The organism is Novosphingobium indicum (assembly GCF_014645195.1).
GTDB classification, from domain to species: Bacteria; Pseudomonadota; Alphaproteobacteria; order Sphingomonadales; family Sphingomonadaceae; genus Novosphingobium; species Novosphingobium indicum.
In genome coordinates this window covers 134,311-155,211 of the sequence record NZ_BMLK01000010.1, presented here as the reverse complement: position 1 = coordinate 155,211, position 20,901 = coordinate 134,311, and the positions used below count along the sequence as shown (strand labels likewise).

Below are 20,901 nucleotides of genomic sequence, written 5' to 3'. Positions count from 1 at the left end.
AGATTCAGCGTCCAAGTGCCTCGCTGAAATGACGGCGGCACAAGGCGACGTAACGGTCGTTGCCGCCAATTTCTTCCTGAGGGCCCTCGCTTACCGCCCTGCCCTCTGCATCCACGCGCAGGTTCATCGAGGCCTTGCGCCCGCAGTGGCATACAGCCTTCAGCTCGACCAGCGTGTCGGCGATGCCGAGCAATACGGCAGACCCGGGAAACAGCTGCCCCCGGAAATCGGTGCGCAAGCCGTAGCAGAGCACCGGGATATTCGCCTTGTCGGCAATGTCCGCGCATTGCCACACCTGCTCTTCGGTCAGGAACTGGGCCTCGTCGATCAGGATGCAGGAAAGCGGTTCGACGGCGTGGGTTTCCTGTACGCGTTCCAGCAGGTCGGTTTCCGCAGAAAAGCGATGCGCGCCGGCATGCAATCCGATCCGGCTCTCGATGGCGTGGCCATCCCCCCGCATCTCGCTGCGGTCGTCGAGCTTGGCGGTCCAAAGCATCGTGCGCATGCCGCGCTCGTTATAATTGAAATCCGCTTGCAACAGCGTCGCAGACTTTCCTGCATTCATGCTCGCGTAGTAGAAATAGAGCTTGGCCATGAATACTGGGGATAACACCGCAGCTTTTTTCGTCTACGGGATTGCTCGATGTTCTCCCCGATTGAATGAAACTGGTCATTCCAGTGTATGGGGAGCACTGCAGACGCGCGGGGGCGGTTTATGAAGCGAGTAATGGCGATGGTCGCGGTATTCGGGCTTACCGCCCTGGCGACCGCCTACGTCGGAATGGCGCCTCTGGCGTCCAGCGTAAACTCGCCTGCCGTACGCAACGTGCTCGTCATGCTCGACAGAACGGCGGCCGGTGCAATCGCAATCGGCGGACGCGGAACCGCCATAATCGCATGCCTTGTGCTGGGCATCGTGCTCATTCTGCTTGTCGCCCTCAACATCGGCGAAGGAAAGGCGGAGCGGGTGGCCGCCAAGACCCCGGCATCTGTTGGCGGTCACGACCCCGGCCCGGTCTGGCGCCCGGAACCGATGTCGCAAGACGACAGGATTGCCAATCTTCGGCGCCGCGCGGCCGGACTGCCGGCCGAAGCCAGCCACAAGAAACCGGCGCCGCGTCCCGTCGCGCTGATCCGCAAACCGCGCGAACGCGACCGCGACTGGTTCGACGATCTAAGCTGGCTCGGCGGCCTGCCCCGGCTGGGAACCACGGCGTGGCCCTGCGACACCAGTGGTACGCCCCTGCCCTTCGCCGCCCAGATCGACCTCGCCGAACTCGCGGCGGCCTGCCCGGAAAGCCCGCTGCCGCAAACCGGCTCTCTCGCGTTCTTTCTCGGCACCGGTGCCGTCGTAGCCGTGCCCGAAGGCCACTCGGAATTCGCCGAAGCGCCGGGAAACCTGCCACCAGCCTATGACGAGGGCGGCCATCCTTTCCCGGCTCAGCCAGGCCGCCTGAGCCGCCATTTCTTTCCCTTCTGGCCCGTGCAACCAGTCGCCATCGATCTGCCGGAGACACTCCGCACACCCCATGGCGAGCCGTGGCAATATGAAGCCAACGAAAAGATGGCCGAACAGATCGAGCGCCATGCCAGGCCGCGCGACACGCTCTTCACGGCTCACGAGGATACAGGCCTCTGGTGGCACGGGGTCAATCACCTCGCCGATCAACTCCATGCCGCCTTCGATGCATCGGGGCGGCCGGTCGCACTCAAGCGAGACAGTGTCGGACACGCGCAGGAAGCCCTGGCCGCGATCGAAAACGAGGGTTTGGAAGCCGATCCGCGCCTTGAAGAGGCGAAAGAGGATCTTGCCCGGAAACAGGCCGACCTCGCGGCTATCGAAGCCCAGCGCAACGGCCTGCCGGATATGCTCGCGGCGATCGAGCAGTTCATCGCCGGCCGCGATCCATGGGAGCCACTGACCAGCGACGAATGCGCGATCGTCGATGAATTCCTGACGGAACTTCACGCCAACTATGCCGATGTCGTGCGCCACAACGTCCCCTCTTCCGTCACCGATCTGGCGGCGCTCTCGCTACGCACGATGGTGACCGACACGACAGAAGCCGTCGCCGCCTTGCCGGACGATCAACTTGCGCGCATCAATCGCGAGTTCCGCATGCCCACCCGGCACCCGCACCTGATGTTCGGTCCCGGTTCCAGTCACAATCCGGCAGCCCATGCCGGGCGCGGAGACATCCTGCTGCTGCAACTCGCCTATGACGACATGATCGAATGGCGCTGGGGCGAGATGGGGCTGTTCCAGTTCTGGATCAGCGAGGACGATGCCGCAGCCGGCCGATGGGACCGCGCGCGGCTGTCGTTCGACGAGACTTGACGGACCAACTGCTTCTCGGCCTCAGGCTTCCGCCAGCAAGACTTCCGCCAGTGCCTCGGGCCGGGTGTTCATCACCTGGTGCCCGGCATCGATCCGTACCATGCGCCGCGCGTGCAGACGATCCGCGAAGCGCTCCTGCCACTCGACCGGCAGAACACCGTCCTGCAAGGCAACAACATAGCTCGAAGGAATGCCCCGCAGGTGTTCGTATCGCCAGTCGTTGTATGTATAGGCGCTGGCCGGCCACGCATCCTTGCCCAGCTTGGCGAGGAAGTTGCCACGGTCCGCCTCAGCCATGTCATTGCAGAACATGACGGCATAGCGCTCTTCCATGCTGGCATCGGGACCGAGCGGGAACCCTACTTCGTCCGGGCTGTCACCGTGCTTGCCCCGGCCCATCTGCTCAAGCGTGGTCAGGCCGGAGAGCGGCGCTGAACACGACACATAGACCAGTTTGCGGATCAGGCCCGGAGGCGCCAGCTCGGCCATATGCGGCAGCGTCATGCCAGCCTGCGAATGGCCGACCAGCACGACATCAAGCATGCCAGCCCGCTGAATGTCGCCGAGAAGTTCGCGTGTGGTATCGACAAAAGCGTAACCGGCAGTGTCGACACCCCGCTTCCTGCCGCATCCGGGCGCGTCCAGCGCAAGGCACTGCGCCTTGCCCTGCGACTGCCGTCCGATCGCGACGATGGTCTCGTCCCAGACCCAGCTGCCCTGCCCGCCTCCGTGGAGGAACACGAACTGCACCATATCTCTCTCCCTGCTTTCCCGGGCAGAAAGATATCGCGATTTCGCGTTCAGGGAATGTGCAATGTCTTCGGGATCGGCAGCAGGATGCTGCGGATCAGTCGTCCAGGTCGCGCTTGACCCGTGGATCGCTCAGCAATGCATCGATCCGGCTGGCCTCGTCGAACGTCTCGTCGGAGCGGAAACGCAACTTGGCGGCAAACTTCAGCTTGAGCCGCTGGGCGACCTCGCGCTGGAAAAAGGCCGTATTGGTGCGCAGGGCCTTGAGCACGGCTTCCTCGTCCTGGCCGAGCAAGGGCTTCACATAAACGGTCGCCTGCCGCAGGTCCGGCGTCATGCGCACTTCGGTCACCGAAACGGAATGCGCCGTAAGCGTATCGTTGTGGACCTGTTGCCGCGCGAGGATCTCGCTGATCACATGGCGCACCTGTTCCCCCACCTTGAGCAGGCGGACGGAGTGCTGTTCGGGGGTGAATTGCTGACGTGCCATCGTCTGGATCCATTTGGGTCGCGCGAGTCTATTTGCAACACCTGATCGCGCGGTGAAAGCCGAAAGGCCTAGTTATCCGCGCCAAAAGGCCCAGCCTCTCGCTACATCTTGGTGAGAATACGCGCGAGCGAGCGTACGTTTCGCGCGGTACCCCGACAGCCCAATCGTCGTTCGATAAATGCGGCTGTCAGCTTGCTGTCGCCAACGCCATTCACGTAGTCGATGTAGAGACAGCGGTTGCCGAGAGCGAGCTTCTCCTCGCCCCGTCCCTGATGATCGCTGACCAGCTTGTCGAACTGCTCGTCGCTCGGCTGGCTTTCAAGGAAGTGCGTATGGACGAACTTGTCCTCGCCAACGCCGACGAAGGGATTGTCCTCGACGGCCGCACGAACCTCTTCCCTGGTGCGCACGGCCACGAAACTGTCGATGTCGAAGCGCTCCCGCATCATGTAGGCGAAGAGTTCTTCCAGCCCCTCGGTCGGACGATCATCGAAGTCGAACAGGACATTGCCGCTGGCCACGACCGCCTCGACGTTCTCGAATTCCTCGCGCTCGAAGGCATAGCGCAAATCCGCCATCTTGAGGCGGTTGCCACCGACATTGATCGATCCGAACAGGGCAAGATAGCGGGTCATCAAGCGTAGAACCAACCTTGACGGATTGCATATGCGAAGGGGGCAGCGAACATTGGCGCCACCCCCTTCAAACTCAGGACCTCGAACACGCGTTCAGTCCGGTTCGCCATTGCCGCGTTACCCGATCGTACGCTCGCGATGGGAGACCTCGAAGACTTCCAGGTGGTCGCCCGCCCGGATGTCGTTGGTATCTGCCAGCACAACACCGCATTCCAGACCCGTGCGCACTTCGTCCACGTCGTCCTTGAAACGGCGGAGCGAGGCGATGATCGTCGCCGAAACGATGACGTCGTTGCGGGTAAGACGCGCGCTGAGCCCCTTGCGGATGAAGCCCTCGATAACGAGCAGACCAGCGGCCTTGTCCTTCTTGCCGGCCGGGAAGACCTGCTTGACCTCGGCACGGCCGACCACCGTCTCGACGCGTTCGGGCCCCCAGATGCCGGCCATTTCCTTGGCGACTTCCTCGGTCAGTTCGTAGATGACGTCGTAGTACATCATCCGCGTCTTCGACTGCTCGATCTGCTCGCGCGCCTTGGCGTTCGGGCGGACGTTGAAGCCGATGATCGGCGCGCCCGAGGCCGAAGCCAGCGACACGTCGGTCTCGGTGATGGCGCCCACGCCCGAGTGCAGGATGCGAACCTTGATCTCGTCGTTCGAGAGGTTGTGAAGCGCCGCGTTGATTGCCTCCAGCGAGCCCTGCACGTCGGCCTTGATGACCACCGGATACTCGATGACGTTTTCCTTCGCCTTGAGCGCGGAGAACATCGTGTCGAGGCTGGCCGGAGCCATCGCGGTGCGCTTGGCGGTGGCCTGTTCCTGGCGGTAGGACGAGACTTCACGGGCGCGCTGTTCGCTCTCGACGACATTGAGCATGTCGCCGGCCATCGGCACACCGCTGAGGCCGAGGACCTCGACCGGCGTGGCCGGCCCGGCTTCCTTGATCTGACGGCCCTTGTCGTCGTTCATTGCGCGAACACGGCCGCTTTCGGTGCCGACGACGAAGATATCCCCGCGCTTCAGCGTGCCCCGGTTGACGAGCACGGTTGCCACCGGGCCCTTGCCCTTGTCGAGCTTGGCTTCGATCACCGTGGCTTCGGCCGGACGATCCGGATTGGCCTTGAGCTCCATGAACTCGGCCTGGAGCAGGATCTTCTCGATCAGCTCTTCCAGACCCTTGCCGGTCTTGGCCGAGACTTCGACGTCCTGAACGTCACCCGACATTTCCTCGACGATGACCTCGTGCTCGAGCAGGCGTTCGCGAACCTTCTTCGGATTCGCGTCTTCCTTGTCGCACTTGTTTATCGCCACGATCATCGGAACGCCGGCGGCCTTGGTGTGATTGATGGCCTCGATCGTCTGCGGCATGATGCCATCGTCTGCAGCGACCACCAGGATGACGATATCGGTGACATTGGCACCGCGCATGCGCATCTGGGTGAAGGCCGCGTGGCCCGGCGTGTCGAGCACGGTGATCTCGTCACCGCCCTTCGTCTTGATCTGGTAGGCGCCGATATGCTGCGTGATGCCGCCGGCTTCGCCGCGCACCACATCGGTGCCGCGCAACGCGTCGAGCAGGCTGGTCTTGCCGTGATCGACGTGGCCCATGATCGCCACCACCGGTGCGCGCGGCTTGAGCGATTCATCGGTATCGACTTCCGTCGAGGTGTCGATATCGATGTCGCTTTCCGAAACGCGCTCGATGTTGTGACCAAATTCGGTCACCAGCAGTTCGGCGGTATCCTGGTCGATCGTCTGGTTGACGGTGACCATCATGCCCATGTTGAAAAGCGCCTTCACCAGGTCGGCGCCCTTTTCGGCCATACGGTTGGCAAGTTCCTGCACGGTGATCGCCTCGGGGACGATTACATCGCGGACCTGCTTTTCACGCGGCTGGCTCTGACCGCTGAAGTGTGCGCGACGTTCCTTCTCGCGAGCGCGCTTGAGCGCGGCGAGCGAACGGGCACGAGCACCCTCGTCCTCGTTGAGAGCACGGGTAACGGTGAGCTTGCCCGACTGACGACGATCCTTGCGGTCGCCACCACGCGAAGGGGGAGCGCCTTTCTTTCCGGAATCGGCCTTCTTCGGCGCACCGCCGCCCGCAGACTCGGCCTTGCGGGGTTCGGGGCGCTGCACCGGCGTGAACTTGCGCGGAGACGGCGCGGGAGCGGCCTTGTCTGCCTTGGCTTCGGGTTCCTCGGCCTTGGCTGCAGACGCTTCGGTCTCTTGCTCAGCCTTCTTCTCTTCGGGCTCGGGAGCTTCGGCGGCTTCCTTCTCAGCCTTCTCAGGCTTCTCGGCAGCGGCAGCCGCTTGTTCCTCAGCGCGGCGGTTTTCTTCAGCCCGGCGCTTTTCCTCTTCCTGCGCGCGCAGCTTCTCTTCCTGCTCGCGACGGTTGGCTTCTTCCATCGCCGTGAGACGGGCTTCCTCAGCCTCGCGCAGGAGACGTGCCTGCATTTCCTGACGGGTTTCTCCCGCAGGGACGGCCGGCTTCTTCGGCGCCGGCTTCGGCGCAGGCGCGGGCTGCTTGGGCTCGGGCTTGGCCGCTGGCGCTTCGGTCTTTGCCTCAGCCGGTGCTTCCGAGCCTGGCTTGCCGAGCACCTTGCGGCGTTTCACCTCGACCACGACTTTGTTGGTACGGCCATGGCTGAAGGTCTGCTTGACCTCACCCGCTTCCACCGAGCGCTTAAGCCCAAGCGGCTTGCGGCCCAGGGTCGGTTTGTTGTCGGTCTCGCTCATATCTCTCGTCGTGCCCTTCAATCTCAATTCGTCGTCACGGGCGCGGCGTCAGCCTGCCCGGTTACATCATCCGTATCGGCCGCGTTCAGATCGGCCTGCCCCTGGAAATGCAGGAGGCGCTGCAGTTGCGAAGCGAATCGCTTAGCCGCTCCACGGTCATTCAGCGCCAGGTGAACGACGTTGTCGCGGCCCAATGCCACAGACAGCGTCTCCCGGTCCAGAGGCAAGCGCGTGCCCCGCAAGCCGCTGCCTTCCGCTTCGCTGCCGACGCGCCAGGCCTGGTCGAGCTTGCGCGAACCGTCCTCGCGCGCATCCGCGGCATGGCCGAGCCAGGCGACACGCCCCTCCCGGGCGTTCTGCGCGATCCGGTCCGAACCCAGAAGCAGCCGGCCCGATTTCAGTTCGAGCCCCAGCCGATCTGTCAGCGCGCGGATCAGCGCCTGTTCGATCCTTTCGGCAAGGTCGTCGGGGATGGAAAGCGGCGCGCCTTTATAGGCTCTCGCCAGCGCTCCCTTTAGTTTGCCCTTCGCGATGGCTTTTTCAAGGTCTGGACGCCCAACGCCAATCCACGCCCCGCGTCCGGGGGCGCGTGCGTGCACGTCGGGCAGCACCAGCCCGTCCGGCGAAATCGCCAGACGGAGCAGTTCATCCCGCGCACCTTTCCTGCCGGAGAGGATGCAGGTCCTCTCCGCCTTGGCGTTATCGATGTCGGAGCTTACGCGCTCATTGTGAGGATTCCGCATCGGCGGCCTCCTCGGTTTCTGGCTCGTCTTCGAACCAGTGGGCGCGGGCCGCCATGATGATCTCGTTGCCCTGCTCTTCGGTCAGGCCATATTCGCCGAGAACGCCGCCCTTGTCCTCTTCACGGGCGCGGCGGTTCACCGAACCGTCGCGGCGACGCTGTTCGGTACGCTTCTTGGCGATAAGCTCGTCGGTGGCGAGATCGGCAACGTCGTCGAGCGTCTTGATGCCGCCCTTGCCGAGCGTCACCAGCATGGCCTCGGTGAGGTGCGGCAGTTCGGCGATGGCATCTTCCACGCCCAGCGCGCGACGTTCCTCGCGAGCGGCTTCCTCGCGACGATCAAGCGCTTCCTGCGCGCGGCTCTGAAGTTCCTCGGCGAGTTCGTCGTCGAAGCCTTCGATCGCGGCCAGCTCGTTCATGTCGATGTAGGCGACTTCCTCCAGCTCGGTGAAGCCTTCGGCCACCAGCAGCTGCGAGAGCGTTTCGTCGACGTCGAGTTCGTCCTCGAACATCTTGGAGCGCTCGGCGAATTCCTTCTGGCGCTTCTCCGAAGCCTCAGCCTCGGTCATGATGTCGATCTGCGAGCCGGTGAGCTGCGAAGCGAGACGCACGTTCTGGCCGCGGCGGCCGATCGCCAGCGAAAGCTGGTCATCGGGCACGACGACTTCGATGCGGCTCTCTTCCTCGTCGATGACGACGCGGCTGACCGTGGCGGGCTGGAGCGCGTTGACGACGAAGGTCGCGGTGTCCTCGCTCCAGGGGATGATGTCGATCTTCTCGCCCTGCAGTTCCTGCACGACGGCCTGAACGCGGCTGCCCTTCATGCCGACGCAGGCGCCGACCGGGTCGATCGAATGGTCGTGGCTGATCACGCCGATCTTGGCGCGCGAACCCGGATCGCGGGCGGCGGCCTTGATCTCGATGATGCCGTCGTAGATCTCGGGCACTTCCTGCGCGAAGAGCTTCTTCATGAACTCGGGGTGCGCGCGGGAGAGGAAGATTTGCGGGCCGCGGTTCTGGCGCTCGACGCGTAGCACGATGGCGCGCACGCGCTCGCCGACACGGGCCGCTTCGCGCGGGATCTGCTGGTCGCGGCGGATCACACCCTCGGCGCGGCCGAGATTGACGATCACGTGGCCGAATTCGACCGACTTGATCACGCCGGTAATCACTTCACCGACGCGGTCCTTGAACTCTTCGTACTGGCGATCGCGCTCGGCATCGCGGACCTTCTGGAAGATCACCTGCTTGGCCGACTGTGCGTCGATACGGCCCAGATCAACCGGGGGCAGCGGATCGACGATGAAGTCGCCCAGCTTCGAGCCCGACTGAAGCTTCTCGGCCTGCTTGAGGTCGACCTGCTTGAAGTAGTCCTCGACTTCCTCGACCACCTCGACGACGCGCCACAGGCGCAGGTCGCCGGTACGCGGATCGAGCTTCGCTCGGATGTCGTTCTCGGCACCATAACGGTTACGGGCCGATTTCTGGATCGCCTCTTCCATCGCTTCGATGACGATCGACTTGTCGATCATCTTCTCCGACGCGACGGAGTTCGCGATAGCAAGCAGCTCGGCGCGGTTGGCGGAAATCGCACTGGCCATTGTCAGTCTTCCTGTTCCTCGAAAATCTCGTCGGCGCCGCTGGTATCGAGCGGGCGGGTTGCGGCAATCAGCTTGTCGGTAAGAACAAGCCTTGCAGAATGGATATCGGTCAGCGGAAAGCTGACGCGGCCGGACTTGCGGTCCTCGAGCGTGACCATTTCAGAACCCGGGTCGCCCTCGATACCGATCAGGTCGCCTTGGAGCGCCTTGCGGTTTCCGGCAACAGGTTCGGCCAGGTTGATACGGGCTTCGTGCCCGGCCCAGTCGGCATAGTCCTTCGTGCGGGTAAGCGGCCGGTCGATCCCAGGCGAGCTGACTTCCAGACGATAGGCACCGCCGATCAGCTCTTCACCCGCTTCCTCGAGCGCATCCATGCGGTCGGAAATGCGGTGCGAGATCTTCACGCAATCATCGAGCACGAGCTGCCCGGTCTTGGGATTCTCGGCCATGACCTGCAGCGCCAGCTCATCGTCGCCGACCTCGCTCTTGCCGAAAATACGCACACGCACGAGATCGAAGCCGAGGGCGTTCACCTCGGGCTCGATAACTTGTGTCAGGCGGGCAATATCGGCCACGCGGGCATTCTCCGGTCTCAAAAAGCGGTCAGTCGATGAAGCATCGATGCAACGCGGTTTCGCGCCGGCCCCTTCCGGCGCCAGCCCGATCGTTGTTTCACCAATGTCGGGATGACGGGCAGATAGGCCCATTCCCCTCAAAAGGCAAGGGGCCTTAGCGCGGCGTCGTGCTTTGTTCGGGAGAACCCGCGTGCGCCGGGAGATAACTCCCGACGCACGACGGGCCGCCACTCCCCCGTGGCATCGTCCCTGCCGTGCCGCACTCGGCATGGCCGCACGACAGGATCCGGAAAAACCGGGCCAACCCGGCGTAAATACGAGACGCGTGCTTCTCTCTGTCGCGGCGATAGAAGCGGGAAGGAGAGGCAGTGCTTCGACGCACCATCGACATCATCATGTCCATCGTCAGGACATCAGCCCCGCGCGGCGCATGCTCACGGCGGCAGGCCCGGCAATGACCAGATGATCGTGGAACTCCAGGTCCATGGCACGCGCCACGGCCGCAAGCGCGCGAGTCGCCTGGACGTCGCCGCTGCTGGGGCGCACTTCGCCCGACGGGTGGTTGTGTACCAGGACGAAACCTTTTGCCTGCATCCGGAAGGCATGCTCGAACAGGTGACGATATCGCGCCGAAACGGAAGAGGAGCCTGCGCCGCCGGAGACCCGGTGCCCACACAGATCTCCCTTCGCATCGTAGAACACTTCGAGAATCACCTCATGCCGCAGTCCACCCATGGATTTCACGAGGACTTCGAGGAAGGGTACGGAAAGCGGTTTGACCCGGCTGCGAAGCGGCACCAGGTCTGCCATGACGGATCGGAGCCACTGCGCCGAAGCCGGCGCATGTGCAGGAACGTGCCGACCAGAATCGCCACTATGGCGCCGAATGTCGGCGCACCGCGCATGATGGCGTAGACCATCGGATAGACCGAGATGTCCGCCCATCGCGCGAAGTGCGCGCCTAAACTCAAGATTTGCAGTGATGTTGCCCATACGGGCCAGATCCTCCTCGCTTCGAGAGCGAGATACCCAAAGGCCAGGAAACCGATCAGATCCGACACGAGCGGGAAGTAATCGACGGTTATGAAACCCGGCTGAACTATGAGCTTGCCGACAAGTTGCAGGCCCCACATGAAAAGGATGATACCCGCCCCGGACCGCTCCGGAGCACCGCCCTTCCAGATCGCGAGCGGAACGGCGAAACCCAGAAGCAGGAAAAACGCGATCTGTAACGGATTCGTCAAACCTGCTCCCTTTCCCGTCAGGCCGCGACAGCGATGTCCCGGCCTGCGCCCGTATCATCCGCAAGGTGCGCTTGATCGGGGCAATCGGTCGGAATGTCCATGGTTTCCGCGAGCTTGGACAAGTCGTTGTGCGCCCGAACGATTTCGGAGCGCGCTTCTATCAGGCTCTTCTGCATGGCCGCCACACGCGCCATGGGCCGCTGCCCGTGCACGGCGGCACCAATCGTGGCCACACGGGCACGCGCCAGTTCCGCAAGCAGTTCTCCCGCCTTGGCGAGCAGTTCGTCGAGATCGTCTTCCACCGACTTGATGTTGCGCGCAATCCGCATGCTGGCAATTTCAGGGGTCATGATCTTCGCCTCCAAGAGCGCAAACGCGCCCGTTCCAGATCGAAGGCAATATGCAGGCCCGAAAAATGCCGACCGCTAGATCAGCCTCCCCAGAATGTCGGCAATGGCCAGCGAGGATGCCAGCGTCAGAGCCATGATCAGCGCCAGGACAAGAACCGCGACAACACGCCCGGCCCGCCCGAACCTTGCATCGAAAGCCTCCAGGCCCTTCGGCCGCGTATCCATGCCTTCGTACCTGTACCGCTGCTGCCCGAACGTGGCGGCATCGGAGAGGACGAAGACCGGATCGACCGGCAGGTCCTGATCCCTGTCTTCCGCGCTCCGCCCGTCTTCGTCGACACGGGAAAAACCACATGTGGTTTTGCCACATTGCTCCAGCAGCATGGAATAGCGGCGCGCCGTGTCCTTGCGGTTGGCGGTACCCCACTTGTCGCGCACCGCGCTGATGCGTTGATCGACGGTATTCGGGGCGATGGAAAGCTCGCGCGCGATTTCCTTGGTGGTGCGGTGCATGACCAGCAGATCGAGCACCTCGACCTGCTTGGCGGTCAGGCTCTCCAGCTGCTCAAGGGCTTGGGCATCATCTGACACGACTACAAAGACTCATCATCCGTTCTGCAGAAACATACCGCATCAGACCTGCGCCACCAATCCGCCGTCGATATTTGCGGATGCCGCAGGTAAACGATCGGTAACCTACTGATCGCCTAGATAGCGCTTGTAACGGTTTCGTGAAGCCCATGTTTCTTTATGCAGTGCCGCAACTGGTCGTAAGTCAGGCCCGTAGCAGAAGCCGCACGGCGCTGATTCCAGCGGTGCCTCCTGAGTGCATCGAGCAGCAATCCCCGCTCGTAAGCCTCGACGGCCGCACGCAGATCGGAGGGCAGGTCGCACGGAGACTCCGCCGGGCGCTCGGGAACGGCAGCCCGCTCCCCCTCCGACGCGGGCGTTGAACATGGCCCCTCGTCCACCACCTCGGGGCTTTCCTGCTGCCAGGGGTTTTCGAACGGATCGAAGATGATCTCTCCAATGGGCTCATCGTCCCGCCCCCAGCGATAGACAGCGCGCTCCACGACATTGCGCAGTTCACGCACGTTGCCGGGCCAGACGTGTGCATCCAGCGCTTCCAGCGCTGCATCGGAGAAGCCCGGCCAGCCTTCCCACTCCAGTTCACTCGCCATGCGCCGGCCATAGTAGTCGGCCAGTTCGTGCACATCACCCTCGCGCGCGCGCAGGGGCGGGAGGGTGATGACCTCGAAACTCAGCCGGTCGAGCAAGTCGGCGCGGAATGCGCCTTCCTTAGCCATGCGTGGCAAGTCCGCATTCGTCGCCGCCACGATCCGCACGTCCACATTGACCGGACGGGAAGAACCTATGCGCACGACCTCACCGTACTCGATGGCTCGCAGCAGGCGCTCCTGGGCCGCCATGGACAGGTTGCCCAACTCGTCGAGGAAGAGTGTCCCCTTGTCGGCTTCCTCGAAGCGCCCTGCACGCGCGCGGGTCGCGCCGGTAAAGGCGCCTGCCTCATGCCCGAACAGCTCTGCCTCGATCAGCGTTTCGGGCAAGGCCGCGCAGTTGAGGGTGACAAGCGGCTCGCCCCACCGCGGCGACAGGCGGTGAAGGCGTTGCGCGATCAGTTCCTTGCCGGTCCCTCGCTCCCCGATCACCAGCACAGGCCGCCGGACCGGCGCCGCCAGACTGGTTCGCTCTACCGCATCGAGAAAGGCCATCGACTGGCCGATGAACTGAACGTCGCGCTCCATTCCTAATAGTTAGTATATTTTGCCATTCATTGGCAATTCATCTTTCCCGCTTCGCAACGCCGCCTTTCCAAAAACGCCTGAATTCAGGCGTTCCTCAAGTTTGGCACACCGTTTGCTATGATTGGGGCAAGACACGAATTCAGGAATTTGAGGGATCAACGCCATGCCACAGTGCAACGCCAATGCTTCCAGCCATACGCCGGTACGGTCCACCCTGGCCCGCACCAAGCTCGACTGGGCTATCATCATCAGCATGCTGGCGATGGGTGCGTTCAACCTGCTGGTCATGGCTGACCAGTTCGGCGCCACCAAGGCCTACGCGGCCACGCCGCCGGTCTGCGGAGTGCCGCTGGCATGAGCAGACTCGACGCCGAAATCGAAATCCTGCAGACTTCGGATCGCGCAGGAAAGGCCACAGCTCTCCCGTTCATGGCCGCCAACGACATGGACTTCCGCACCGGCAAAACCAGCTTTCGCCCGACCTATAAAAAAGGAAACATCAGGATGGGTATTTTCTCCCGCACCCGAGACATCGTCGCCGCCAACTTCAACGAACTTCTCGACAAGGCCGAAGACCCGGCCAAGATGATCCGGCTGATCATCCTCGAGATGGAAGAAACCCTGGTCGAAGTACGTACCAGCAGCGCGCGCACCATTGCCGACCAGAAGGAACTGCGCCGCCACGTCGCCAAGCTCGACAAGCTCCAGTCCGACTGGTCCGACAAGGCGCAGCTCGCGCTGAGCAAGGATCGTGAGGACCTCGCCCGCGCTGCCCTGCTCGAACGCAAGAAGGCAGCCGACATGGCGGATCAGCTAAAGGGCGAGATCGCCGTACTCGACGATGCCCTGCGCGCTTACGAGGAAGACATCGAGAAGCTGCAGAGCCGCCTGCGCGAAGCCCGCAGCCGCCAGTCCTCGATCGCCGCCCGCTTGCAGAGCGCCGAAAACCGGGTCAAGCTTCGCACCCTGCTCTCGAGCGAGCGCGTGGACGATGCAATGGCCCGTTTCGACCAGCTCGAACGTCGCGTGGACTATGCCGAAGGCCGGGCCGAGGCAATGAGCCTTGCAGACAAGGGCCAGCCGACTCTCGCCGACGAAATCGCCGCGCTCGCCGATGGCGACAAGATCGAGGCCGAGCTTGCCGAAATGAAGGCAGCCATGGGCTCGGGCGGCAACGCCGGACAGGGCAAATCCGAATAAAGGCGGTGCGGCCTGCATCCCGGAGGCCAGTACCGCCCGCGAAAGGGCAAAGGCCGGGAAGTCTGTTTTTCAAGGGAAGGGAAAACAAGTGTCACGCGGACCATTCTACCTCGACAAGTCCAACGCGAAGATGGCGGGCGTTTGCGCCGGCATCGCCGACTACACGGGAGTCGACGCGCTCTGGATCCGGCTCGGCGCCGTCTTTCTGACGTTCTGGGTCTCGTTCATCACGATCCCGATCTACATCGCGGTCGCCGTTCTGGCCGACAATCGCCCCATGGCTCTGTACTCGGAAGATGAGGAAGAGCGACTGCTGCGGCGCATGGAACGCCGGCGTCAGCATCGCGGCATGGTTACCACGCGCTCCAAGCGCTTGCGTTCGGACGTGTCGGATCTCGACCGCCGCATTGCGGAAATGGAAGCGCACTACTCCAGCAGCAGCAACTCGCGCCTCGCCGCCGAGATCGACAGCCTGCGCTGATATTGAATCCGAACTGGGACACAGATCATGGACACCGGCACTTTGGCCCTCATCATCCCGATCCTGGGCGTTTCCATTCCGATCATAGCGATCTGGAGCAAACACCGCCGCGATATGCTGCGCATGGAGCTCGAGGCCACCGCCGAGAAGAGCGCCCTCTACGCCAACCAGAACGCCGAACTCGAAGAGCGCGTGCGCGTGCTGGAACGCATCATCACCGATGGCGGCTTCGATACGGCGCTGCAGATCGAGGCCCTGCGCGACCAGCGTGCAGCCGAACAGCGCACGTCCGCCGAGCGCGACAAGACCGTCAACTGATCAGGCAGGAACCCCCATGGCCCTTGATATCGCCACAATCGAAGTACTGGTGCCGGTAGCCGCCATCGTCACCGCCGGCTGGGTTTTCAGCAGCTGGCTGCGCATGCGCCACGGCTATCCGCTGGAAAACTCCTGGGGCAAGTCGATCTATCCGAAGACCGACGGCGAAGCACAGGCCCGCGTGCAACTACTCACACAGGAAAATGCGGAACTGCGCGCCGAGGTGAGCGCCGTCAAGGATCGCCTCGCCAGCCTCGAGCGCATCGTGACCGATCAGGGATATGATGTCGCCCGGCAGATCGAAGGTCTGCGTGATGCCCGCGAACTGGCCGCTGCCACCTCTGCAAAGGAAACCCGGCAATGACCCCCGAAGACGTCGTCGGCCTGCTGGTGCTGATGACTGCCCTTATCGCCATCGCTTTCATTCTCTCCGGCACCTACAAGCGCAGGCTGGCCTTCAAGGAACGCGAACTGGAAATCATGGCGAGCCAGACGGCCGAAAAGGCGGCGCAGTACGCCGCACAGAATACACAGCTTGAAAATCGCGTGCGCGTGCTCGAACGCATCGCTACAGACAAGGGCGGCAGCGACATCGCTCTGCAGATCGAGGCGCTGCGCGATATCGAACCGACAGAGGTTACTACACAATGAGCTTCTGGACCGCCGTAGTCGTACTCTTCGCGATCGCCTGCTTTACCTGGCTGCGAACGCAAAAATACAAGGCGCTGGGCAAGCGGGGCCATGACCATACCGCCCGCGAACATGAACTCGAACGCGAAGTGGAAGCCATGCGCAAGCGCGTTGCCGTTCTTGAACGCATCGCTACCGACGAACAGCGCGGCAAGGATCTCGCGCACGAAATCGAGTCCCTGCGCGACTGACCGGGGACTAGGCCTCGGGCACGCGCGCTTCCAGTTCCGCCAGCCACACCGCAGCACTCGCATCCGAAGGCGCGCGCCAGTCTCCCCGGGGGCTGAGCGCACCGCCGGAGGATACCTTCGGACCGTTCGGGATAGCCGAGCGCTTGAACTGGCTGAAGGCAAAGAAGCGCCGCAGGAACTTCTCCAGCCACGAACGGATCGTCGCCAGATCGTATTCGTTCTTGCGGCTTTCGGGAAAGCCCGCGGGCCATGTGCCCGCTGCTGCCTGCTTCCAGGCATGCCACGCAAGGAAGGCCACTTTCGACGGCTTCTGCCCGAAGCGCATCACATGGTGCACGAAGAAGTCGTTGAGTTCGTAGGGGCCGATCTTCGCCTCGGTGCTCTGGATAGCCCCGTCCGCTCCTGCCGGCACCAGTTCCGGTGAGATTTCGGTATCGAGAATAGCCAGCAGAACCTCGTCGGTCGCGGCATCGAACTGGTCCCCGGTCGCGCACCAGCGAATGAGGTACTGGATCAGCGTTTTCGGCACGCCTGAATTCACGGCGTAGTGACTCATCTGGTCGCCTACGCCGTAGGTACACCAGCCAAGCGCGAGCTCGGAGAGGTCGCCGGTCCCGATCACGAAGCCATTGTGCTGACTCGCGAGGCGAAAGAGGTAGTCGGTGCGCAACCCGGCCTGCACATTCTCGAACGTCACGTCGTAGAACGGCTCGCCGCCCGCAAAGGCATGGCCGATATCCTCGAGCATACGCGTGGCGGCCGGGCGGATGTCGATTTCCCCGGCAGTGCAGCCAACCGCCTTCATCAGCTTCCACGCATTGGACTTCGTATCGTCGCTGGTAGCGAAGCCGGGCATCGTATAGCCGCGGATGAAGCTGCGCGGCAGACCGAGCCGGTCGCAGGCCCTGGCCGCGACGATCAGCGCATGGGTGGAATCGAGGCCGCCCGAGATGCCGATTACCATCGACTTCGCGCCGGTCGATTCCAGACGGCGCATGAGGCCATCGACCTGGATATTGAACGCCTCGTAGCAATCGGCATCGAGCCGCTCGGCGCGATCGGGCACGAAGGGAAAGCGGCCGACCGGGCGCGTCAGGCCGATATCCCCCCCGTGCGGCGCGTGGCGGAACGGCACGGTGCGGAAGCTCTCGTCCGGACGCCCCGCTGCCTCACCCGCATCGTTGAATGTCGGGATGCGCAGCCGGTCCATGACGATGCGCTCGCAGTCGATATCGGCGATGCATTGCTCGGGATGCAGCGAGAAACGCTCGGATTCGGCCAGCAGATCGCCGAGTTCGTAGATGACCCCCTGCCCGTCCCAGGCGAGATCGGTGGTGCTCTCACCATGCCCGGCCGCGCAATACACATAGGCCGAGGCGGTACGCGCCGATTGCGAGCGGCAGAGCATGTGGCGCTCGTCCGACTTGCCGATGACGATGTTCGAGGCAGACAGGTTGCACAGGATCGTGGCGCCGGCGAGCGCGCCCAGCGAACTGGGCGGCGTGGCGGCCCAGAAATCCTCGCAGATTTCGATGAAGAAACGGAAGTGCGGCAGAACTTCCGAAGCGAAGACGATGTCCACGCCGAACGGCACATCGTGCCCGTTCACCCGGATCGTCTGCCCGCGCAGGTCCTTGCCGCTCGCGAACCAGCGCTTCTCGTAGAACTCGCGGTAGTTGGGCAGGTACGACTTGGGCACCACGCCCAGCAGCTTGCCGTGGGCGATGGCCAGAGCGCAGTTGTAGAGCCGCCCCTTGTGCATAAGCGCCGCGCCGATCAGCAGGACCGGCGAGAGGTCCGCGCTCGCCTTCACGATCTCGCCGATCGCCTCTGCCACCGCCTCTATCATCGCCGACTGCAAGTGCAGATCGTCGATCGCGTAGGAAGACAGGCACAGTTCGGGATAGACCAGCAGGTCGACATGCGCCTCATGCGCCCGGCGTGCCTCGGCCAGAACGGCATCGCGGTTGAACGCGACATCGGCAGTGCGAACCTGCGGGGTGGAAGTGGCGACCCGCACGAATCCGTGTTCGTGCATGGCGTAGAAAGGGTGCGCTTTCGCTTCGGTCATGGGCTGTTTCCCTGACAGGAACACGGGCGTGTGGCAATGTCCCCCTTGCCCCGCGCCGCAGGCCCCTTAAATGCCAAACCATGCGCAGTCTTGATGATATCCGCGAAGAGTACGAGTTCCTCGATGGCGACGAACGCTACCGCCTGCTGATCGAACTGGGCCGCGAGCTCGACGAAATGCCCGATGCGCTCAAGACCGACGCCACGAAGGTGCGCGGCTGCTCGGCGAGCGTCTGGGTCTATCCGACGGCGCGCGACGACGGCACGCTACACTTCCTTGCGGACAGCAATGCGGCGATTACAAAGGGCATCGTCTCGCTGGTCATCTCGACCGTGCAGGACAAGCCTGCCGCGACCGTTGCGGATACCGACATTGCCGCCGCGCTCGAACCGTTCGACCTCAAGAACCAGCTTTCGTCCAACCGCACGCAGGGCGTTCCCAACATGATCGCGCTGATCCGCGAGACTGCCGCGCGCTACGCGCAGGGATCATGAAACGCCTTACCCGTCCGGTATGGATGACGGGGGGCATTTTCTTCGTCTCGCTGGGCACGGTGGGCATTTTCCTGCCGCTTCTGCCCACGGTCGTGTTCTACCTGCTGGCGGCGTGGTGCTTTTCCAAGAGCCATCCGGAATGGGCGGAAAGGCTCTACAACCACCCAACCCACGGCCATCACCTGCGTGAATGGCGCGACCGCCGCGCCGTCAGCCGCAAGGGCAAGATTGCAGCAATCCTCGCAATGACCGGGAGCGTCGGCTTTGTCGGGCTGACGCTCGGCTGGCCATGGGTGCTGATCCCGGTAGGCGTTCTCGCAGTGATCGGGCCGTGGATCTGGACCCGCCGCGAATAGACCCGCTCAGGCCTTTTTCGCGCCGGCCTTGGCTGCCGCTGCTTCCGCCGCCATCTGCGGCGTGTATTCGCCGCGATGCCCGTCGCCATGGTCGAGCGTGCCGAACATCCAGTCGTAAAGTAACGTGATCGTCGCGAAATTGCCGCCGGTGAAGCGCGCATGGTGGTGGTGGTGCATCACCGAGACGTAGTTGAGATAGCGGAACGGGAAGCGGTCCGTCTCCCACAAGTCATGGTTGTGCAGGTTGATCTGGTTGAACACGATCCAGGTGATGACAACCGTCACGACATTGAACTGGCCCATGAGCGCCGCCAGCACCGCAATCGAAGCAACATAGAGCCCCAGGCCGATCGCGACTTCGAGCGGGTGAATGTAGCTGGAATCGCCCCGGCAGGGATTGTGCTGGCGATGATGGATCGCGTGCATCCATTTGAGCGGCCCGGCGCCCCCGAGCAACGCACTGTCATGGAACAGGAAGCGGTGCGTGAGGTAGTAGAAGAAGTCGTAGAACATCAGGATCACGACGATGTCGCGCGCCACGCGCCACCACGGCTGCGGCTCGGCCGTTAGGCAGAACGGCAGCACGCCGCCGAAAATGATGACCAGAAACAGGATCGCCCACTTGCGGTTCCACCTCTGGTTGCCGGCGTAGCTCGGCTTTTCCATCTTGCGGGCGTAAGCGTCGGAATTGCGCTTCGCTTCCGTGCGCAGCGTTGGCACGGCAAAAGCAATTGCCTTGCCCAGCAATACCATGGCGATGATGCCAAGACCGGTGATCAGCGAAAGCTGCCAGTGATAGTTGGCGAGCACCGTTGAAAAGAAAGACGAGTTCATCGTAAATCCTGCTCTTTCTGCAAAACCGGGCGTCTGCCTGCGCCCTTCTCCCCTCTGTGAGCGATTGAGGCTCATAGCGGAAACGACGTTCTCATTCAATCGGAATAGACAGATCGCCCGGAGTCAGATTTCCGCGTGGATCTGCCCATAGGCCAGCATGGCGAACAGACCGGTGCCACCGATCACGTTGCCGGCAAAGGTCGGCAGGAGATGATTGTAGAAGGCTTCGGCCACGCCCATGCGGCCATCCACGACCAGCATGAACATCTCGGTGGAGCCGGCGACGACGTGGGTAAATCCCCCGGCCGCGATCAGCCCGGTGAACAGCATGATCACCCAGAGCTCGAAGCCCTTGGAGCTGGGCAGCATCCAGACGAGGGCAGCAATGAAGAAGCCGGCCGGAATACCTTTCACCAGCGCCGTGAATCCGCTGGCCTCCGCAGCGTGTTCGGAAACTTCCAGCATTGCGGCAACATGACTGGAGTATTGCCCTTCCACCCCTTGCGTCACGGTCAACACGGCCAGAGCTGTGAGGAACGTGCCGATGAAGTTCGCGGTGAGCACGATCGCCCAGAGACGGCCGGAGCGCCCGAGCCGCATCCAGCTCGGCTCCGACAACATGGGCAGAACGACGCTCAGCGTGTTTTCGGTGAAGAGCTGAAGGCGTGAAAGGATCACCAGCACGAAGCCGACGGTATAGCCCAGGCTGGCAATAAGGCCGCGATAGGGATGGTCCGCGAATGTCTCGTAGAGCAGGGCCTGGGCATAGACGGACGAGGAAATTCCGATGCCCGCGGCAATGCCCGACCACCACAGCGAAGACGAGGGCCGGCGCAGTTCCTCCTCACCTTCGCGGCGAATGATCGAGAAGACCGTCAAGGCGGACAGGCGGCTGTGATCGGTAACCTGCCGCTTCTCCTTGCGGGTCAGCGTGGCGCCGGAATCCTCGATTTCCCGCTCGGCGCTCTCGCGCACGGCCTTTTGCTCGGCTTTCTGTTCTGCCTTCTGTTCCAGGCTCTGGGTCCGATCAAACCGCCGAGGC

General features: G+C 63.0%; 26 protein-coding genes. 10 read left to right on the top strand and 16 right to left on the bottom strand.

Features of this window, described 5'->3' with window-relative positions; genetic code table 11:
- Window positions 1-4: 4 nt before the first annotated feature.
- Complete coding sequence (locus tag IEX64_RS12435; RefSeq protein ID WP_188820009.1) at window positions 5-595, bottom strand: thymidine kinase; 591 nt, start codon at window positions 593-595, stop codon at window positions 5-7.
- Between the two features lie 120 nt (window positions 596-715).
- Here IEX64_RS12435 and IEX64_RS12430 point away from each other — a divergent pair, with 120 nt between their 5' ends.
- Window positions 716-2,338, top strand: coding sequence for a DUF1963 domain-containing protein (locus tag IEX64_RS12430; protein WP_188819987.1), 1,623 nt, complete (start codon window positions 716-718; stop codon window positions 2,336-2,338).
- Window positions 2,339-2,359: 21 nt separating this feature from the next.
- Here the strand turns inward: IEX64_RS12430 and IEX64_RS12425 are convergent, their stop codons facing one another.
- The 12 genes from IEX64_RS12425 to pspF all read right to left on the bottom strand — a co-directional run bounded on the left by IEX64_RS12425 (window position 2,360) and on the right by pspF (window position 13,224).
- Window positions 2,360-3,091 (bottom strand): alpha/beta fold hydrolase, encoded by a 732-nt coding sequence (locus tag IEX64_RS12425; RefSeq protein WP_188819986.1) that lies wholly within the window; start codon window positions 3,089-3,091, stop codon window positions 2,360-2,362.
- A 94-nt stretch (window positions 3,092-3,185) separates the two neighbouring features.
- Complete coding sequence (gene rbfA, locus IEX64_RS12420; protein WP_188819985.1) at window positions 3,186-3,578, bottom strand: 30S ribosome-binding factor RbfA; 393 nt, start codon at window positions 3,576-3,578, stop codon at window positions 3,186-3,188.
- 101 nt (window positions 3,579-3,679) lie between these two features.
- Window positions 3,680-4,213 (bottom strand): DUF1697 domain-containing protein, encoded by a 534-nt coding sequence (locus IEX64_RS12415; protein ID WP_188819984.1) that lies wholly within the window; start codon window positions 4,211-4,213, stop codon window positions 3,680-3,682.
- A 117-nt stretch (window positions 4,214-4,330) separates the two neighbouring features.
- The gene (infB, locus tag IEX64_RS12410) at window positions 4,331-6,946 is read right to left on the bottom strand and encodes a translation initiation factor IF-2 (RefSeq protein ID WP_188819983.1); all 2,616 of its coding nucleotides are present in this window, start codon (window positions 6,944-6,946) and stop codon (window positions 4,331-4,333) included.
- 23 nt (window positions 6,947-6,969) lie between these two features.
- Window positions 6,970-7,689, bottom strand: a complete 720-nt coding sequence (locus tag IEX64_RS12405; protein WP_188819982.1) for a DUF448 domain-containing protein — start codon at window positions 7,687-7,689, stop codon at window positions 6,970-6,972.
- The gene (gene nusA / locus IEX64_RS12400) at window positions 7,670-9,289 is read right to left on the bottom strand and encodes a transcription termination factor NusA (protein ID WP_188819981.1); all 1,620 of its coding nucleotides are present in this window, start codon (window positions 9,287-9,289) and stop codon (window positions 7,670-7,672) included. Before nusA ends, IEX64_RS12405 begins: the two co-directional genes overlap by 20 nt.
- A 2-nt stretch (window positions 9,290-9,291) precedes the next feature.
- Window positions 9,292-9,864, bottom strand: coding sequence for a ribosome maturation protein RimP (rimP, locus tag IEX64_RS12395; protein WP_188819980.1), 573 nt, complete (start codon window positions 9,862-9,864; stop codon window positions 9,292-9,294).
- Window positions 9,865-10,269: 405 nt separating this feature from the next.
- Window positions 10,270-10,599 (bottom strand): JAB domain-containing protein, encoded by a 330-nt coding sequence (locus tag IEX64_RS12390; protein WP_229710232.1) that lies wholly within the window; start codon window positions 10,597-10,599, stop codon window positions 10,270-10,272.
- A 5-nt stretch (window positions 10,600-10,604) separates the two neighbouring features.
- Window positions 10,605-11,108 (bottom strand): hypothetical protein, encoded by a 504-nt coding sequence (locus tag IEX64_RS12385; RefSeq protein WP_188819978.1) that lies wholly within the window; start codon window positions 11,106-11,108, stop codon window positions 10,605-10,607.
- Window positions 11,109-11,125: 17 nt separating this feature from the next.
- Entirely contained in the window at window positions 11,126-11,458 is a 333-nt protein-coding gene (locus IEX64_RS12380) for a hypothetical protein (RefSeq protein WP_229710219.1), read from the bottom strand.
- A 75-nt stretch (window positions 11,459-11,533) separates the two neighbouring features.
- On the bottom strand, window positions 11,534-12,049 hold the full coding sequence (locus IEX64_RS12375; protein WP_188819977.1) for a LuxR C-terminal-related transcriptional regulator: 516 nt from the start codon (window positions 12,047-12,049) through the stop codon (window positions 11,534-11,536).
- A gap of 116 nt (window positions 12,050-12,165) precedes the next feature.
- Window positions 12,166-13,224 (bottom strand): phage shock protein operon transcriptional activator, encoded by a 1,059-nt coding sequence (gene pspF, locus IEX64_RS12370; protein WP_188819976.1) that lies wholly within the window; start codon window positions 13,222-13,224, stop codon window positions 12,166-12,168.
- Between the two features lie 163 nt (window positions 13,225-13,387).
- Here pspF and IEX64_RS12365 point away from each other — a divergent pair, with 163 nt between their 5' ends.
- The 7 genes from IEX64_RS12365 to IEX64_RS12335 all read left to right on the top strand — a co-directional run bounded on the left by IEX64_RS12365 (window position 13,388) and on the right by IEX64_RS12335 (window position 16,104).
- Window positions 13,388-13,582: a hypothetical protein gene (locus IEX64_RS12365; protein WP_188819975.1), complete on the top strand. Its 195-nt coding sequence runs from the start codon at window positions 13,388-13,390 to the stop codon at window positions 13,580-13,582.
- Window positions 13,579-14,424 carry a phage shock protein PspA gene (pspA, locus tag IEX64_RS12360; protein ID WP_188819974.1) on the top strand — a complete coding sequence of 282 codons (846 nt, stop codon included), beginning with the start codon at window positions 13,579-13,581 and terminating at the stop codon, window positions 14,422-14,424. Before IEX64_RS12365 ends, pspA begins: the two co-directional genes overlap by 4 nt.
- A gap of 88 nt (window positions 14,425-14,512) precedes the next feature.
- Window positions 14,513-14,905, top strand: coding sequence for a PspC domain-containing protein (locus IEX64_RS12355; protein WP_188819973.1), 393 nt, complete (start codon window positions 14,513-14,515; stop codon window positions 14,903-14,905).
- Between the two features lie 27 nt (window positions 14,906-14,932).
- Window positions 14,933-15,223: a hypothetical protein gene (locus tag IEX64_RS12350; protein ID WP_188819972.1), complete on the top strand. Its 291-nt coding sequence runs from the start codon at window positions 14,933-14,935 to the stop codon at window positions 15,221-15,223.
- A 16-nt stretch (window positions 15,224-15,239) separates the two neighbouring features.
- Window positions 15,240-15,587 carry a hypothetical protein gene (locus IEX64_RS12345; RefSeq protein ID WP_188819971.1) on the top strand — a complete coding sequence of 116 codons (348 nt, stop codon included), beginning with the start codon at window positions 15,240-15,242 and terminating at the stop codon, window positions 15,585-15,587.
- Complete coding sequence (locus IEX64_RS12340; RefSeq protein ID WP_188819970.1) at window positions 15,584-15,874, top strand: hypothetical protein; 291 nt, start codon at window positions 15,584-15,586, stop codon at window positions 15,872-15,874. Before IEX64_RS12345 ends, IEX64_RS12340 begins: the two co-directional genes overlap by 4 nt.
- On the top strand, window positions 15,871-16,104 hold the full coding sequence (locus IEX64_RS12335; protein ID WP_188819969.1) for a hypothetical protein: 234 nt from the start codon (window positions 15,871-15,873) through the stop codon (window positions 16,102-16,104). The genes IEX64_RS12340 and IEX64_RS12335 overlap by 4 nt, the downstream gene beginning before the upstream one ends.
- Window positions 16,105-16,111: 7 nt before the next feature.
- Here IEX64_RS12335 and IEX64_RS12330 read toward each other — a convergent pair whose 3' ends face one another.
- Entirely contained in the window at window positions 16,112-18,175 is a 2,064-nt protein-coding gene (locus IEX64_RS12330; RefSeq protein ID WP_188819968.1) for an NAD(+) synthase, read from the bottom strand.
- An 80-nt stretch (window positions 18,176-18,255) separates the two neighbouring features.
- On the opposite strand from IEX64_RS12330, the gene IEX64_RS12325 reads away from it, so the two are divergent.
- A complete protein-coding gene (locus IEX64_RS12325) occupies window positions 18,256-18,669 on the top strand; it encodes a SufE family protein (RefSeq protein WP_188819967.1) in 414 nt (137 codons plus the stop codon).
- The gene (locus IEX64_RS12320; protein WP_188819966.1) at window positions 18,666-19,025 is read left to right on the top strand and encodes a YbaN family protein; all 360 of its coding nucleotides are present in this window, start codon (window positions 18,666-18,668) and stop codon (window positions 19,023-19,025) included. The genes IEX64_RS12325 and IEX64_RS12320 overlap by 4 nt, the downstream gene beginning before the upstream one ends.
- 6 nt (window positions 19,026-19,031) lie before the next feature.
- Here the strand turns inward: IEX64_RS12320 and IEX64_RS12315 are convergent, their stop codons facing one another.
- The gene (locus tag IEX64_RS12315; protein WP_188819965.1) at window positions 19,032-19,859 is read right to left on the bottom strand and encodes a sterol desaturase family protein; all 828 of its coding nucleotides are present in this window, start codon (window positions 19,857-19,859) and stop codon (window positions 19,032-19,034) included.
- Between the two features lie 123 nt (window positions 19,860-19,982).
- Complete coding sequence (locus IEX64_RS12310) at window positions 19,983-20,834, bottom strand: formate/nitrite transporter family protein (RefSeq protein WP_188819964.1); 852 nt, start codon at window positions 20,832-20,834, stop codon at window positions 19,983-19,985.
- Window positions 20,835-20,901 lie beyond the last annotated feature (67 nt).